The sequence below is a fragment of the Bradyrhizobium sp. CCBAU 65884 genome (assembly GCF_028128835.1).
GTDB classification, from domain to species: domain Bacteria; phylum Pseudomonadota; class Alphaproteobacteria; order Rhizobiales; family Xanthobacteraceae; genus Bradyrhizobium; species Bradyrhizobium ottawaense.
This window is the reverse complement of record NZ_LBJU01000099.1, coordinates 38,003-53,703: the sequence shown is the minus strand read 5'-3', so window position 1 is coordinate 53,703 and position 15,701 is coordinate 38,003. Positions and strand designations below refer to the sequence as shown.

The 15,701-nt window shown below is 65.4% G+C and carries 15 protein-coding genes and 1 pseudogene; 10 read left to right on the top strand and 6 right to left on the bottom strand.

Annotated features, from left to right (window positions below):
• Positions 1-271: 271 nt before the first annotated feature.
• Together hfq and hflX are read left to right on the top strand one after the other, a co-directional pair.
• Entirely contained in the window at positions 272-520 is a 249-nt protein-coding gene (gene hfq / locus XI03_RS09525; protein WP_007591126.1) for an RNA chaperone Hfq, read from the top strand.
• 11 nt (positions 521-531) lie between these two features.
• A complete protein-coding gene (hflX, locus tag XI03_RS09520) occupies positions 532-1,914 on the top strand; it encodes a GTPase HflX (protein WP_271591960.1) in 1,383 nt (460 codons plus the stop codon).
• A 36-nt stretch (positions 1,915-1,950) separates the two neighbouring features.
• Here hflX and XI03_RS09515 read toward each other — a convergent pair whose 3' ends face one another.
• Together XI03_RS09515 and mazG are read right to left on the bottom strand one after the other, a co-directional pair.
• On the bottom strand, positions 1,951-2,388 hold the full coding sequence (locus XI03_RS09515; RefSeq protein ID WP_271591959.1) for a GNAT family N-acetyltransferase: 438 nt from the start codon (positions 2,386-2,388) through the stop codon (positions 1,951-1,953).
• 14 nt (positions 2,389-2,402) lie between these two features.
• Complete coding sequence (gene mazG / locus XI03_RS09510; protein WP_271591958.1) at positions 2,403-3,221, bottom strand: nucleoside triphosphate pyrophosphohydrolase; 819 nt, start codon at positions 3,219-3,221, stop codon at positions 2,403-2,405.
• Positions 3,222-3,349: 128 nt separating this feature from the next.
• Between mazG and queC the strand changes: the two genes are divergently transcribed.
• Positions 3,350-4,063, top strand: coding sequence for a 7-cyano-7-deazaguanine synthase QueC (queC, locus tag XI03_RS09505; protein ID WP_271591957.1), 714 nt, complete (start codon positions 3,350-3,352; stop codon positions 4,061-4,063).
• A gap of 207 nt (positions 4,064-4,270) precedes the next feature.
• Here the strand turns inward: queC and XI03_RS09500 are convergent, their stop codons facing one another.
• The 3 genes from XI03_RS09500 to nthA are packed head-to-tail and all read right to left on the bottom strand — an operon-like array spanning position 4,271 to position 5,939.
• Positions 4,271-4,648 (bottom strand): nitrile hydratase accessory protein, encoded by a 378-nt coding sequence (locus XI03_RS09500; RefSeq protein ID WP_271591956.1) that lies wholly within the window; start codon positions 4,646-4,648, stop codon positions 4,271-4,273.
• A complete protein-coding gene (gene nthB / locus XI03_RS09495; RefSeq protein WP_271591955.1) occupies positions 4,645-5,307 on the bottom strand; it encodes a nitrile hydratase subunit beta in 663 nt (220 codons plus the stop codon). The genes XI03_RS09500 and nthB overlap by 4 nt, the downstream gene beginning before the upstream one ends.
• Positions 5,304-5,939 carry a nitrile hydratase subunit alpha gene (nthA, locus tag XI03_RS09490; RefSeq protein WP_028144664.1) on the bottom strand — a complete coding sequence of 212 codons (636 nt, stop codon included), beginning with the start codon at positions 5,937-5,939 and terminating at the stop codon, positions 5,304-5,306. Before nthA ends, nthB begins: the two co-directional genes overlap by 4 nt.
• A gap of 122 nt (positions 5,940-6,061) precedes the next feature.
• Here nthA and XI03_RS09485 point away from each other — a divergent pair, with 122 nt between their 5' ends.
• From XI03_RS09485 to XI03_RS09465, 5 genes are all read left to right on the top strand, one after another.
• On the top strand, positions 6,062-6,868 hold the full coding sequence (locus XI03_RS09485; protein ID WP_038946762.1) for an enoyl-CoA hydratase/isomerase family protein: 807 nt from the start codon (positions 6,062-6,064) through the stop codon (positions 6,866-6,868).
• Positions 6,869-6,979: 111 nt separating this feature from the next.
• Positions 6,980-8,452, top strand: coding sequence for a DASS family sodium-coupled anion symporter (locus XI03_RS09480; RefSeq protein ID WP_038946763.1), 1,473 nt, complete (start codon positions 6,980-6,982; stop codon positions 8,450-8,452).
• 238 nt (positions 8,453-8,690) lie between these two features.
• Positions 8,691-9,830: a methionine ABC transporter ATP-binding protein gene (locus XI03_RS09475; RefSeq protein ID WP_271591954.1), complete on the top strand. Its 1,140-nt coding sequence runs from the start codon at positions 8,691-8,693 to the stop codon at positions 9,828-9,830.
• Positions 9,820-10,485, top strand: coding sequence for a methionine ABC transporter permease (locus XI03_RS09470; protein ID WP_038946766.1), 666 nt, complete (start codon positions 9,820-9,822; stop codon positions 10,483-10,485). The genes XI03_RS09475 and XI03_RS09470 overlap by 11 nt, the downstream gene beginning before the upstream one ends.
• Before the next feature lie 28 nt (positions 10,486-10,513).
• Positions 10,514-11,287, top strand: coding sequence for a MetQ/NlpA family ABC transporter substrate-binding protein (locus XI03_RS09465; protein ID WP_271591953.1), 774 nt, complete (start codon positions 10,514-10,516; stop codon positions 11,285-11,287).
• 14 nt (positions 11,288-11,301) lie between these two features.
• Here XI03_RS09465 and XI03_RS09460 read toward each other — a convergent pair whose 3' ends face one another.
• Positions 11,302-12,291 (bottom strand): helix-turn-helix domain-containing protein, encoded by a 990-nt coding sequence (locus XI03_RS09460; RefSeq protein WP_271591952.1) that lies wholly within the window; start codon positions 12,289-12,291, stop codon positions 11,302-11,304.
• A 182-nt stretch (positions 12,292-12,473) separates the two neighbouring features.
• Between XI03_RS09460 and XI03_RS09455 the strand changes: the two genes are divergently transcribed.
• Both XI03_RS09455 and XI03_RS09450 read left to right on the top strand, forming a co-directional pair.
• Complete coding sequence (locus XI03_RS09455; RefSeq protein ID WP_271591951.1) at positions 12,474-13,664, top strand: serine hydrolase domain-containing protein; 1,191 nt, start codon at positions 12,474-12,476, stop codon at positions 13,662-13,664.
• Between the two features lie 15 nt (positions 13,665-13,679).
• Positions 13,680-15,673, top strand: a pseudogene (locus XI03_RS09450) (primary-amine oxidase).
• Positions 15,674-15,701: the final 28 nt, after the last annotated feature.

The following is a 15,701-nucleotide window of genomic DNA, read 5'->3' as shown; positions in this document are numbered from 1 at the left end:
CGCCGTCGAAACAAGATTCTAACGCCGCGACGTTGCGGCGACACCTTTGACGAAAACGAGGAAATTCATCGATTTCCGTAGTTTTTCGGGGCAATACCGCGCCAGCTGCCGCGTGAAGCGGCTTGCCTAATAGGTCCACCTGTCCTCTAATTGCACAGCTGTTCCTTCCGAGGGGGATCTCATGAGGAACGGCAACCGGGAGAGGCTCCGACCTTCACAAAGAGGGCCGCAACCGGCGCAATAAAAAGAAACTCAAAGCGAGAAAAAAACAATGGCGGCAGACCGCGCACAAAACCTACAGGACACCTTCCTTAATCACGTTCGCAAAACCAAGACGCCACTGACGATCTTTCTGGTCAACGGAGTGAAGCTCCAGGGCATCGTGACCTGGTTCGACAATTTCTGTTTACTGCTTCGGCGCGACGGTCATTCGCAGCTCGTTTACAAGCATGCGATCTCGACCATCATGCCGGGTGCGCCGATCCAGTTGTTCGAAGGCGGCGAGGATCAGCCGGCTTGAGAGTGATCTGATTGGAACCCCGGAATTTCGACGGGGATGCCGACCGTCCACGGTCGGCAGGGGCTAAGCAGACGGGGCGGGTGCTTGTCATCGGCCCCTATTTGCGGGTGCGCGCAGGCGGTGCCGACGCGCAATCGGAGACTCATATCCAGCGCAACGCCGAGGCCCGGCTCGATGAAGCCGCCGGCCTCGCGCGTGCGATCGATCTCGTCATAGCCGACGCCATCATCGTGCCGATCAGTCAGATCCGTCCCGCGACCTATATCGGCAAGGGCAAGGTCGAGGAGATCGCCGCACTCGCCAAGAGCCTCGATGTCGAGCTCGTGGTGATGGATTGCGCGCTGGCGCCGATCCAGCAGCGCAATCTCGAGAAGGAATTGCACGCCAAGGTGCTCGACCGCACCGGGCTGATCCTGGAAATCTTCGGCCGCCGCGCCAAGACCAAGGAAGGCTCGCTCCAGGTCGAGCTCGCGCATCTCAACTACCAGCGCTCGCGCCTGGTGCGATCATGGACCCATCTGGAGCGCCAGCGCGGCGGCTTCGGCTTCATGGGCGGTCCCGGCGAGACGCAGATCGAAGCGGACCGACGCCTGATCCAGGAGCGCATCTCCAAGCTCGAGAGCGAGCTCAAGAAGGTGCAGGCGACGCGGCGGCTGCATCGTGCCGGCCGCCAGCGCGTGCCGTATCGCGTCGTGGCGCTGGTCGGCTACACCAATGCCGGCAAGTCGACGCTGTTCAACCGCCTGACGCGTGCCGACGTGCAGGCTGCCGACATGCTGTTCGCCACGCTCGACCCGACGCTGCGCGCCCTCAACCTGCCACATGGCGGCAAGGCGATGCTGTCGGACACCGTCGGCTTCATCTCCAACCTGCCGACGCAGCTCGTCGCCGCCTTCCGCGCCACGCTGGAGGAGGTGCTCGAAGCCGACGTCATCCTGCATGTGCGCGACATATCCCATGAAGATGCCGAGGCCCAGCAGAGCGACGTCGACGCCGTGCTGCGCCAGCTCGGCATCAACCCCGATGATTCCGGCCGCATCATCGAGGTCTGGAACAAGATCGACCGCTACGATTCCGAGCAGCGCGAAGAGCTGTTGAACATCGCCGCGCGCAGGCCGGAGGACCATCCCGCGATGCTGGTCTCGGCCGTGTCAGGCGAGGGGGTCGACGCCCTGCTTGCCGCGATCGAGGAGCGGTTAGCGGCCAAGCGCACCACGCTCGACCTCTCCATCGACGCCGCCGACGGCGCCGGCATCAGCTGGCTGCACCGCAATGCCGAGGTGCTGGCCAAGGAGCTGCACGACGGCCGCTTCGACATGACCGTACGGGTGGACGAGACCAAGCGGGATATCGTGGTGAACAGGTTCGACGCGGTGCCGCGCCTCTCGGCCTAGGCGCTGCCTGAGAAGATCACCTCGACAGATCGAGGCTCATGAACTGGTTGTGCGGGCTCGCCTGATAATCGGCGAACGGCGCACAAGATATGAAGCCGACGCTGCGGTAGAGCGAGATCGCGGGGGCGTGCAGCGGCGCAGTGCCGGTCTCCAGGCTGAGACGCGCAAACCGCGCATGCGGGCTTCGGCAACGATGTGGTCAAGAATAGCTCGCCCGACCCCGGTTCGCCGCGCAGTGGGCGCTGCGCGCATCGACTTCACCTCGCCATGCGTCTCATCCAGCTGCTTCAGGGCAACGAAGCCAGCTAGCACTCCGTCTTGCCAAGCAGTCCAGAATGTCACTGACGAGGCCGACAGGCCGCTCGCGTCCAGTGCCTGCGCATGCTCGCCCATGACGCTGCGCAGCTCTTCCAGATGATGCGCCAGCAAGTCGCCGACATAGGGTGCCGTCGGATCGTCCTGCCTGATGTCCACGTCGTTACCTTGTGTCAGGTGGCGGTCTTCGCCGCATTCCACAGCGCGTCCATCTCCGCCAGCGACGCTTGCTCCAGCGTGCGGCCCTGCGCTTCCAGCGACCGTTCGATGTAGGCAAAGCGCCGCTCGAATTTTGCGTTGGTCGCACGCAGCGCGGCCTCCGGATCGGCATCGACGTGGCGGGCGAGGTTGACGAGGGCGAACATCAGGTCACCGGTCTCTTCCGCAATCTCCTGCTTGTCGTTGCGGTCGAGCGCGGCCTCGATCTCGTCGGCTTCCTCGCGGATCTTTTGCAGCACCGCGCGCGGGTCGTTCCAGTCGAAGCCGACGGTGGAGGCCTTGCGTTGCAGCTCCATGGCGCGCGTCAATGCGGGCTGACCGGCCTTCACCCCCGACAGCAGCGATGTGTGCGCCGGCACTTCTTCCAGCGGCCGGCGCGCGGCGCGCTCGGCTTTTTCCTCGGCCTTGATACGGTCCCAGACTTCCTTGACGTGGGAGGAGGCGAGATTGCCGTCCTTGTCGGCGAAGACGTGGGGATGGCGCCGGATCATTTTTCGCGTGATCGCCTCGACGACATCTCCGAAAGCAAAGGCGTTCTGCTCCGAAGCCATCTGGGCGTGGAAGACCACCTGGAGCAGGAGGTCGCCGAGCTCCTCGCGGAGATCGTCGAGATCGCCGCGGCTGATGGCCTCGACCACCTCATAGGCCTCCTCGATCGTGTAGGGCGCGATCGTCGCAAAATCCTGCTCGAGGTCCCAGGGGCAGCCGGTCACCGGCGTGCGCAGCGCCGCCATGATCTCGATCAGGCGGGAAATGTCGCGGGAAGGGGTCATTGCGGGGCGCTCTCCTGGCTCCAAAACCTTATGCCAAAAGCGGCCCGCCGTTCCCAGCGCGGCGGGGCGGAACAGGCCGATTTCCACCGATTGGCGGGCCGCGTCCGCAGTGCTAAAGCGCGCGGACCATGAGAGACGCAATTTCATCACAAACCGCGCTGGTGCTGTTTTCCGGCGGCCAGGACTCCACCACCTGCCTCGCCTGGGCGCTGAGCCGCTTTTCGCGCGTGGAGACGCTGGGATTCGACTACGGCCAGCGCCACGCCATCGAACTCGATTGCCGCGACCGGCTGTTCGACGGCATCAAGGACCTGCGCGCCGATTGGGCCGCAAAACTCGGCGAGAGCCATACGCTGTCGATCCCGACGCTGGCGGCAGTGTCCGAGACGGCGCTGACGCGCGATGTCGCGATCGCGATGGGCGCCGACGGCCTTCCGAATACGTTCGTGCCCGGCCGCAACCTGGTGTTTTTGACCTTTGCCGCGGCGCTGGCCTATCGGCGCGGCATCACCCATATCGTCGGCGGCATGTGCGAGACCGACTATTCCGGCTATCCCGATTGCCGCGACGACACCATCCGCGCCATGCAGGCCGCGCTCTCGCTCGGCATGGCCAGACCATTCGAGCTGCACACGCCCTTGATGTGGATCGACAAGGCCGCGACGTGGCAGCTGGCGCAGGATCTCGGCGGCGAGGGGCTGGTCGACCTCATCCGCGAGCATTCCCATACCTGCTATCTCGGCGAACGCGGCGCGCAGCACGAGTGGGGCTATGGCTGCGGCGAGTGCCCGGCGTGCAGCCTGCGGGCGAAGGGGTGGCGGGAGTTTGTGGCGGGGAGGTAGATTCGTTGCACTGCTCTCGTGCCCCGGACGCAGCGCAGCGCTCCCGCGGCGATGCGAAGCATCGTCCGGCAGCGGTGCGCTGCAGAGCCGGGGCCCATGCTTCCGCAAGGTATCGTGTCGCCGTCTGGGTCCCGGCTCTGCGCCGCAACGCTTGCGCGTTGCAGCTTGTCCGGGACACGAGCGTCGCAACGCCGAACTTCGCGCCAGCTAACCAAAATCCTCCGGCCTGAGCTCGATCGGCTTGCCGTGCGGGGTGCGATCGGCCGCATGGTCCCAGGCGTCGCGGTAGCGGTGCAGGGTTTCCGCCGAGGCGACGCCCTTGCGCGCAACCAGGCCCTCCAGCGTAGCGAGCCAGTGCCGGTAATAGGTCTCGCCCGTATCAGGGTCGCCGGCCGCCTGGGCGCGCTTGATCTCGTCCGCGAGGCTAGCCGCCCATTCCGGCCAGGTGAACACGCCGCGTTCGTGCAGCGTCAATGCCATCGCGAACGCGTGAGCCTCCCACGGCGCGCGGAACACCGGGCCGTCGTCATCCCGGGGAATGCTGGGTATGGCCGCGGTAGCTGCGGCAGCATCGGTACCACTCATTGCGCCGGGTCCAGATACGGCTCGAATGCGTCGATCGAGACTTTCAGGGTGGGGTCACCATCCTCGCCCCAGAGATCACGGCCTTCGAACACCACCGTGTAAAGCCACTGCGGGTTCTCGCCGAGCTCCATCGCCGCTGAATCCGGAAACACGTGGCAGCCGTGGTTCAGCTCGACCACGCCGACATGGCCGCGCACATAGCGCGGCAGCCGCGTATGCGTGGCCGGATGGATGTTCTTGGCGCGCACGCGATCGCCAATGTTGAACTTGGCGGGCGCGGGGGCAGGGCGGGCGAACTTGCCGCGCACCATGGTGCGCTCGACGCCTTCGACCTTCAGCTTGCCGTGCTTGAGCGCCTTGGCCGGCTGCATCGCGTGGCCGGCGGCGACTTCCTCCCTTGTGAGGTAGCCCTTCTCGATCAGCATCTCCTCGAGCCCGAGAAACCACTTCTTGTAGTAGGAGCTCGACAGATACACGTGCGGCGGGATCATCTCGCGATAGAAGCGCGAGGTGTCGATGTTGAAGGCGCCGGCCGCGCCCATTGCACGCACCATCGCCAGCACGCGGGATTCCCATTCCGCATGGAACACCGGCTCGTTGGGCTCGGGTTCGACCTTGCCGAACCCGTCCATGCCGCCCATGTCGTGCACGCCGTTCATGACGGCGCTCCGGGCTGTCGCGGGAAGCCGGTGCCGATCATGGAATCGCGCGTGACGAGCTCGGCGAGCTGTTCCTCGCTCCAGCCCTCGGTACCTTCGGGGCGCATCGGCAGCACCAGAAAGCGCGTCTCGGCGGTGGAATCCCACACCCGGATCTCGATGTCCTTCGGCAGGGTGACGTCGAAGTCGGCGAGCACGCCGCGCGGATCCTTCACGGCGCGGGAGCGATAGGGCGCCGCCTTGTACCAGACCGGCGGCAGCCCCAGCATTTCCCAGGGGTAGCAGGAGCACAGCGTGCACACGACCATGTTGTGGCGCGCAGGCGTGTTCTCGACCACGACGAGATGGTCGCCGACGCGGCTGACATGGCCGAGCGTGCCGATCGCCTTGGAGCCATCCTCGAGCAGCGCCTTTTTGAACGCCGGATCGGTCCAGGCCTTGGCGACCACGCGTGCGCCGTTGTGCGGGCCGATCTTGGTCTCATAGGCCTGGATGATGGCGTCGAGCGCGGCGGGCTCGACATAGCCTTTTTCGGTCAGGATCGTCTCGAGCGCGCGCACGCGCAGCTCGGTCTCCGACAGCTCGGAATGGTCGTGATCGTGGTGGTGGTGATGGTCGTGATCATGGCTCATGGCGGCGAAGATTAAGCGCAATGGCCCAGGCCTGTCGAGTATGCGCTGCGGCGCAACCGGGTCCCATATTCGTGAGGCCGGATGTAGGCTAGCATCGCCGCAAAGCAGATGGGGAGACGTTGGTGACGGACTACGTGAAGATCGAAAAGGGCCTCGGACCCGAGGGACGGATTGCGGTGGTGCGTTTCGATCGGGGCGACGGCATCAACGCCCTGTCACCCGAGGCAATGCGGCAGCTGACCGCGGCGGCGCGCAGCTTCGAGGACGATGCCGCGACGTCGGTCGTCGTATTGACCGGCAGCTCGGGCGCGTTCAGCGCCGGCTTCGACCTCAAGGACGCCGAAGGGCGCTCGCGCAAGGAGATGGACCTCGGCACGCTGCGGCGGCACCTCAAGCTCGGACCGCGCCTAACGCACGCCTGGCAAGCGATGGAGCAGATCACGATCGCGGCGATCGAGGGTTTTTGTGTCGGCGGCGGCGTGGCCCTCGCCGTCGCGCTCGACTTCCGCATCATGGGCCGCGATGCACATCTGCGCGTGCCCGAAATCGGCCTCGGCATGAACATGAGCTGGCAGAGCATCCCGCGCATGCTGCACCTGATGGGGCCGGCCCGCACCAAGCAGGCGGTGATCCTGGCTGATGAGCGCATCTCAGCGGATGAGGCCCATCAATGGCGACTGGTGGAGCAGGTGGTCGATCCCGGCCATGCCTTCGATGCCGCCATGGATCTTGCGCGCAAGGTCGCCGCGCAGCCACCGCTCTCGGTCGCGATGACCAAGCTGACCGTCAACCGGCTCGCGCATGCGCTGGACGATCTCGCCAGCCACATGGACGTCGACCAGTTCGCGCTCGCCAGCCTCAGCGAGGATCACAAGGAGGGCGTCGAGGCGTTCCTGGGCCGCCGCAAGCCACGCTTCAAGGGGCGATAGATTGATGCCAGGCCATTGATCGCACAACCGGCAGTTCGTATACGCGGCGCAGGGACAAGAGCAGGCTCGCCCACGGGCCGCACAGGCGACGACGATCGAGGGGGAGGGCCCATGACTGCTAGCTCGCAGGCGCCAGAGGCGAAAGGGTTTCGCTGGAAACTGGTCGCGCCGCTCGTGGTGTGGCTGGTGATCTATCTGTGGCCGGTGCCTGCAGGGCTCAACGTCAATCAGTGGCACTATTTCGCCGTGTTCGCGGCCGTCATCACCGGGCTCATCCTGGAATCGATGCCGGTCGGCGCGGTCGGCTTCATCGGCCTCACGGTCGCGGGCGTTGCCGGCTATATCGATCCCGATCCCGGCAAGTCGCTGCGCTGGATGCTGGCGGGCTTTGCCGAGAGCACGGTCTGGCTCATCGTCGGCGCCTTCGTGTTCTCGATCGGCTATCGCAAGAGCCAGCTCGGCCGGCGCATTGCATTGGTGCTGGTGCAGCGCCTTGGCCGCAACACGCTCGGCCTTGGCTATGCCGTGGCGATGTCCGACTTCCTGCTCGCGCCGGCGACGCCTTCGAACACCGCGCGCAGCGGCGGCATCGTCTATCCCATCATCAGCAACATCCCGCGCATCTATGGCTCAGAGCCGGGGCCGACCGCCGGCAGGATCGGCACCTATGTGATGTGGACGGCCTTCGCCGCGACCGCCGTCACGAGCTCGCTGTTCTTCACCGCGCTTGCGCCCAACGCGGCGGCGCTGGCGATCGCCAAGAAGACCGCCGGGGTCGAGGTCAGCTGGGGCCAGTGGTTTCTCGGCTTCGCGCCGCTCGGCATCCTGCTGATGGTCCTCGTGCCGCTGCTCAGCTATTTGGTCTGCCGTCCCGAGGTGAAGCGCAGCCCGGAAATCACCGAATGGGCGGCGAAGGAACTCGCCGGGATGGGCCCGATGTCGCGCAACGAGTGGATCATGCTCGGCCTGATCGTGCTCGCGATGTTCCTGTGGATCGCGGGCTCCAGCCCGGACATCCACGTGCCCGTGCTCGGCTCGAACTTCGTCAATGCCACCACCGTGGTGTTCATCGTGATCTCCCTGATGCTGGTGACCGGTGTGATCGAGTTTGCCGACATCGTCAGCGAGAAGAGCGCCTGGGAGGTGTTCTTCTATTTCACCTCGCTGCTGACGCTGGCCTCCGGCCTCAACGAGATCGGCTTCATCAAATGGTTCGCGACCGAATACGCAAAGCCGCTCGCCGGGCTATCGCCGTCGACCGCGATGCTGCTGCTGGTCGCGCTGTTCTTCTGGATCCACTATTTCTTCTCGAGCATCACCTCGCATGCCGCCGCCGTGCTGCCCGTCGTGCTCGCGGTCGGATCGGGCATTCCCGGTCTGCCGGTCACGACCCTCGCCATGCTCTGCATGTACTCGCTCGGCCTGATGGGCGTGATCTCGCCTTACGCGACAGGACCGGCGCCGATGTATTTCGGCAGCGGCTATATCGGAAAGGGCCAGTTCTGGGGTTTTGGCCTGCTCTTCGGGCTGCTCTATTTCGCAGGTCTTCTGCTGATCGTGCTGCCCTGGTTGCAGATGGGATGAGCCCGGGCGGGAGACTGATACCCTCTGCGAAGGAATATTCTTCCCCGGAGAGGGATTGGGGAATCTTCGTCCATCTCCTCGCAAATATCTGAAATTGCAAGAAAGACTGGAAAGGGCGATGGTGCGTGCTGCGGTGCAGCGCGTTACCCCCAGAGGCGTTTGCTGCTGTTCCATATTCAGTCGCTGATGCGACCCGGCTTTCGTTTGCCTTTTCGGGTGGGCGAGAGAACTATTGTGCATGAAGGCCGTCTCCATGAACGCTCACCAATCGCTCGCCGTCGGACAGCCGATTGCGCCGCCTGAAGCGATTTCACCTGCCGCAGCCGAGCCGGACGCGATGGTTCGCTTCGCCGGCATCTCGAAAACCTATCCGGCCTATCGCGGCAAGCCCGGCGTCAACGCGCTGCAAGATATCGATTTCGCAATCCCGCGCGGTTCCATCACCGGCGTGATCGGCCGCTCCGGCGCCGGCAAGTCGAGCCTGGTCCGGCTCATCAACGGGCTGGAGAAGCCGACCACGGGACGAGTCGTCGTCGACGGCCGCGACATCTCGGCGCTGGCGGGCCGCGAGCTGCGGCTGGCGCAGCGCTCGATCGGCATGATCTTCCAGCACTTCAACTTGCTGTCGTCGCGCACTGCCGCCGACAACATCGCGCTGCCGCTCGAGATCGCCGGCTGGTCCAAGGCCGACATCAAGGCCCGCGTCACCGAGCTGCTCGCGCTCGTCGGCATCGCCGACAAGCACGACCGTTATCCTTCGGAGCTCTCCGGCGGCCAGAAGCAGCGCGTCGGCATTGCCCGCGCGCTGGCGACGCGGCCGAGCGTGCTCTTGTCGGACGAGGCGACGTCCGCGCTCGATCCGCAGACGACGCGCGCGATCCTCGATCTGCTCGCCAACATCAACCGCGAGCTGGGCGTGACCATCGTGCTGATCACCCACGAAATGTCCGTGGTACGCCAGCTCGCCAAGGAAGTGGTCGTGCTCGACGCTGGCCACGTGGTCGAGAGCGGCCATGTCGCCGACATCTTCACCCATCCAAAACACCCGATCACGCAGTCCTTCCTCGCGGAGGTCATCGGCGACAGCCTGCCGGTCTCGCTGGCGAGCCGGATCGTGGCGGAGCCGCCCGTTGGCGGGCAGGCCGTGATCCGCGTCCAGGTCCGCGGGGCAGGGGCCGGCGACACCGTGGTGGCGCGGCTCGCCCGCGAGCTCGGCCTCGACGTCGCGCTGCTGTCGGCGCGCATCGACGAGATCGGCGGCCAGCATGTCGGCTCGCTCGTTCTCGGCATTCCTGGCCGCGAGGACGCGCAGGCGCGGGTCCTTGCCTGGTTGTCTCAATATCAATTCCCGGCGGAGCATCTCGGCTATGTCGCCTGAACTCATCAATTTGATCATCCAGGCTACCTTCGAGAGCCTGTACATGGTCGGCATCGCGGCGCTGCTCGGCACCGTCTTCGGCCTGCCGCTCGGCGTCTTCCTGGCGACCAGCCGGAAAGGCGAGCTGTTCGCGGCCCCACTCGTCAACCGCGTGCTCGGCATCGTCGTCAATGCGACGCGTTCGACGCCGTTCATCATCCTGGTCGTGGCCATCATCCCGTTCACCCGCCTTGTCGCGGGCACCTCGATCGGTTCGACCGCCGCAATCGTGCCGCTGACGATCGCGTCGGCGCCGTTCATCGCGCGTCTGGTCGAAGCTGCGATCCGGGAGGTCGATGGCGGCCTGATCGAGACGGCGTCCTCGTTCGGCGCCTCGCCGCTTCAGATCGTGTTCAAGGTGCTGATCCCCGAGGCGCTGCCGGGCCTGTTGCTGGCGCTGACGCTCGCAGTGGTCAGCCTGCTCGGCTACTCCGCGATGGTCGGTGCGGTCGGCGGCGGCGGCCTCGGTGATCTCGGCATCCGCTACGGCTATCAGCGCTTCATGCCGGAGATGATGCTGGCCGTCGTCGTCGTGCTGATCGCGCTGGTGCAGCTCGTCCAGAGCGCCGGCGATTATCTGGCGCGGCGGGTCAATCGCCGGCTGCGGCATCACTGATACCACCATCCCGAAACTGGAGACTTCAATGCGTTTTCTCGCAACCCTTGCGGCTGCAGCCTTGCTTGCGACCACGGTCGAGGCCGAAACCATCCGCGTCGGCGTCACCGCCGGTCCCCACGCCGAGATCATCGACGTCGTGAAGAAGGTCGGCGCCGAACGTGGCCTCGACATCAAGGTGGTCGAGTTCACGGACTATGTGATCCCGAACCAGGCGCTGGCCCTGAAGGATCTCGAGGCCAATTCGTTCCAGCACGAGCCGTACCTGAAGAACCAGATCTCCAAGACCGGCTGGAAGATCGTCAAGGTCGCCAACACGATCGGCTCGCCGCAGGGCGTCTATTCGCAGAAATACAAGACGCTCGCCGACCTGCCGGAAGGTGCTCGTGTCGCAATCGCCAACGATCCCTCCAACGGCGCGCGCGGCCTGATGATCTTGGCGCTGCACGGCGTGATCAAGCTGAAGGACAACAACAACGTCGCCTCGACCATTGCCGACATCACCGAGAACCCGAAGAAGCTGCGCTTCGTCGAGCTCGATGCCGCCCAGCTGCCGCGCGCGCTGCAGGACGTCGACGTCGTCTCCATCAACAACAATTACGCGGTGCAGGCCGGCCTCAATCCGGCGACCGACGCAATCGCCCGCGAGAATCCCGACGGCCCCTGGGTCAACATCCTCGCCGTTCGCGAAGAGGACAAGGACAAGCCCTGGGTGAAGCCGCTGATCGAGGCCTATCACTCCGCGCCGGTGAAGGAGTTTTTGGAGAAGCGCTTCAAGGGCACCTATCTGCCGACCTGGTAAGGCGAGCGGGCGCGTCAGGCCGCCAGCCTGGCGCGTCGCAGCGTCTCCGAGGGCTTTTCGGCGAAGTGACGCTTGTAGTCGAGCGAGAACTGGCTGAAGTGCCAGAAGCCGTGCTGCGCGGCGACGTCGTAGACCGAGGCATCGGTGCCGCCGGCGCGTTTCAGATCGCGCCGCACGCGGTTCAGCCGCATCGCCCGCCAGTAATGCATCGGGCTCGTGCCCAACACCTCCTGGAAGCAATAGCCGAGTTTGCGCGGGCTGGCGCCGACCGCCTTGCAGATCTGCAGCAGCGAGAGCGAGCGATCGCCGCTGCCATGCATCAGCGCCCGCGCACGATCGACGGTGCGCTTGCGCGCCGCGGCGCTGCGGCCGGGATCGCTGGGGCGTGCGGTCGGCAGCATGTCCATGATCTCGACGAGAAGGGCGTCTTCCAGCGCATGCCCGACGGCCGGATCGTCGAACCGTTCGGGGGCAGTCGAGATGGTCTCGTGGATCGCGGCAAGGTGAGCGCGCAATCGCGCGACCGGTGCCTGCGCCATCTCGATCACCCGCAACTGGTGCCAGACTGCGCGCGGCAGCTCGATATCGAGCCGGGCCGCAAGCTCCTCGATCAGCGCCGCGCTGGCGACAACACCGCGTAGCTCGAATGATTTCGGCGTGCACATATCGACCTCGGCGTCGATGCAGGCGATGACCTGGGCACCTGCAACGCTGGCGCCGTTGCAATTGACCTCGCCGTCACTGTGCCAGGGCAGACCGATGCCGAAGCTGTCGGCCCCCAGCTGGCCGTATTGGCGGACCTGCTGGCTGGTGATCTCGCGGAAGACGTCGAGCTGGGGCAGGGAGAGTTGGGTGAAGCTGCCCCTGAAGGCTCCGGCGCTGATCTGGTCGTAGCTGAGCCGCCAGCGACCGAGCGAAGCGCAATGCTCGTCGACATCGGTGCTGCTGGCTTGAAACAGGCCGGCAGCCGAGTCCAGAGTCGGAAGAGTTGTGCCTAAGGGCATGACGACACGTCGATATTCACCACCCGATAGCCAGCAAGAACCACGCCAGACTGGCACGGCCATAGGCGCTGTCCAGCAAAAATATTGCCGGATCTCGATAGCGCCCGATGGCGCCGCGGTGCAGGCTTCGGTCCTGCCGTTCCGACATCGCAGCCGGGACGGCGCTTTGCGGAGGGATCGAGATGCGACCGACCGAGATCATGCGCGGCAGCCCGCCCGCGCCCGAGGCGCAGGTGACGCGCGCCAATTGGCGCAGCTTTCCCGCGATCCGCTGGGGCTTTACCCACACCCGCGAAGTGCTGCCGACCGCAGAGATCCGCCGCTCGGCCCAGCCGACGCTAATGCGAAGCGCGCCGCGCGAACTGGCAAAACTCGGCTTCACCGCGCCTGATGGCAAAGCGACCACGATCGAAGCCACGCTCCGCGAGACCTTTGCCGATACGCTCCTCGTCATGCACCGGGGCACGCTGATCCACGAATGGTACGGCGACGGCATGGGCGTGACCACACCGCATCTGATCTGCTCGATCAGCAAGGCGATCGCCGGCACGCTCGGCGGCGTGCTCGCCGCGCGCGGGCTGCTCGATCCCGAGGCGAGGGTGGTGCGCTACGTGCCGGAACTGGAGACGTCGGTCTACGCCGGCTGCACTGTCCGCAACCTGCTCGACATGGCCGTCGCCATCAAGTTCGAGGAGGATTACGAGGACCCCGCCGGCGACGTTGCGCGCTATCGGTTCTCCTCGGGCTGGGACGTGCCGCCGCCGGGCGCCGAGGCAGGCCACCAGCGCGCCTATCTCACGACCTTGCGCGGCACCGGCAAGCCGCACGGCAAGGTGTTCCACTACGTCTCGCCCAATACCGAGGTGCTCGGCTGGGTCTATGAGCGTGCCTGCGGCATGCCCTATCATCGCATCCTCTCCGAATATCTCTGGCAGCCCCTGGGCGCGGAGGAGGACGGCTCGCTCACGCTCGACAGCCACGGCATGGGCCGCATCGCCGGCGGCATCTCCGTCACCGCGCGTGACCTCATCCGGTTCGGCGAGATGATCCGCTGCCGCGGCGTGGTCGAGGGGCGGCAGGTGGTGCCGGGCTGGTGGATCGACGACATCCGCGAGAACGGCGATCCCAAGGCCTGGGCCGACGGCGACCTCGCCGAGTTCTTCCCGGGCGCGCGCTACCGCAGCAAATGGTTCACCATCGATCCGGCGCGCAACGCGCTGACCGCGATCGGCATTCATGGCCAGCACCTCTATGTCGACCTCGACTCGGACACCGTCATCGTCAAGCTCGCCACACAGCCCAAGGCGATGGACGTGCCGATCGACCAGCGCTGGTTTGCCGCCTTCAGCGCCATCGCCGCGCATCTCGCCTGATTTCTGGACATCCCCATGCTCAATAGCGTCAAAGCCAAATCGCAAGCAGAGACCGCGCCGCATCCGCTCGATCCGCTGACGGCCGAGGAGATCACCGCCGCCTGCACGCTGGTGCGCGCCGACGTGACCTCACCCGGGAACTGCCGCTTCCCGACGGTCCGGTTGGAGGAGCCGACCAAGCATGAGCTGGCTGCAGGCGGCGTAGGGCGCCGCGCCTTCGCGTTGACGCTCGACGTCACCACGGGCGAGGCCATCGAGCATATCGTCGATCTCGGACGTGGCGAGATCGTCGGCCGCAAGGTCGTCCCGAACCGCGAGGCGCCCTACGGGCAGCCGCCGGTGATGCTGGAGGAGTTCTTCAAGTGCGAGGCCGTGGTGAAGGCCGATCCCGGATGGCGCGCGGCGATGGCTCGGCGCGGGCTCTCCGACAAGGACATCGAGCTGATCCAGGTCGATCCGTTTTCGTCGGGCTTCTTCGACAAGGAGTTCGAGCGCGGCGCCCGTATCGTGCGTGCCGTCAGCTATTTTCGCGAGCACCTTCAGGATAACGGCTATGCGCACCCGATCGAAGGCGTGGTCGCTGTCGTCGACCTGATCGGCGGCAAGGTCATCGACCTCACGGATGAGGATCCTATCGTGCCGATTCCGCGCAAGAAGCGGGACTACGGCGCGCATGAGATGACCAATCTGCGCACCGACATCAAGCCGCTGCACATCGAGCAACCCGAGGGCGCGAGCTTTCGCGTCGATGGCTGGAAGGTCGACTGGCAGAAATGGAGCTTTCGCATCGGCTTCACGCCGCGCGAGGGCCTCGTGCTGCATCAGCTCGCCTACCAGGACGGCGCGCGCAAGCGCTCCCTGATCCATCGCGCCAGCGTCACCGAGATGGTGGTGCCTTACGCCGATCCGACCGCGAACCATTTCTGGAAGTCGGCGTTCGATGCCGGCGAATACGGTCTCGGCATGCTTGCGAACGCGCTCGAGCTCGGCTGCGACTGTCTCGGCAACATCCGCTATTTCAACGTACCGGCGGCGGACAGCAAGGGCGAGCCCTTCGTCATGCAGAACGCCATCTGCATGCACGAGGAAGACTATGGGATCGCCTGGAAACACTATGAGTTCCGCAACGGCCTGTTCGAGGTCCGCCGCTCGCTGCGGCTCGTGATCTCGTTCTTCGCCACCGTCGGCAATTACGATTACGGCTTCTACTGGTATCTCTACCAGGACGGCACGATCCAGCTGGAGACCAAGCTCACCGGCATCATCCAGACCGCCGCGGTGCCGTCAGGCGAGACATACAAATGGGGCGGCATGGTCGACGACAATCTGGGCGGACCGACGCACCAGCACTTCTCAACGTCCGCCTGCACATGGATCTCGACGGCGGCGGCAACACCGTCACCGAGCACGATTTCGTGCCGCGGCCCTGGGGTGACGACAATCCGCACGGCAATGTCTTCGACACCACGACGCGGGTGCTGTCGCGCGAGCATGACGCGGCGGGCATCGCCAATGGCCAAACCGGCCGGTTCTGGAAGATCAGCAATCCCAACGAGACCAACTCGGTCGGCAATGCTCCGGCCTACAAGCTCGTCGTCAATCCGAGCCCGCTGATGCTGGCGCAGGAGGGCAGTTACGTGCGCAAGCGCGGCGGCTTCGCCACCAAGCATGTCTGGGTGACTGCATTCGATCCGGCCGAGAAATACGCAAGCGGCGATTATCCCAACGTCCATGCCGGCGGCGATGGCCTGCCGCGTTATGCCGCGAAGGACCGCAACATCGAGAATGCCGATATCGTGGTGTGGCACTCTTTCGGCCACACCCATGTCTGCAAGCCCGAGGACTTTCCGATCATGCCGGTGGAATATGCCGGCTTCCTGCTGAAGCCGACCGGCTTTTTCGCCGCCAATGCGGCCGGCGACATCCCGCCGGACCGCAACAGCCGCAGCGTGCTCGCAACCGCGAGCAACACGGCCGACGAATCCTGTTGCCGCGCCGGCAAGTCATAGAGTTCGATCGGGCTCGATCGGATTCTCC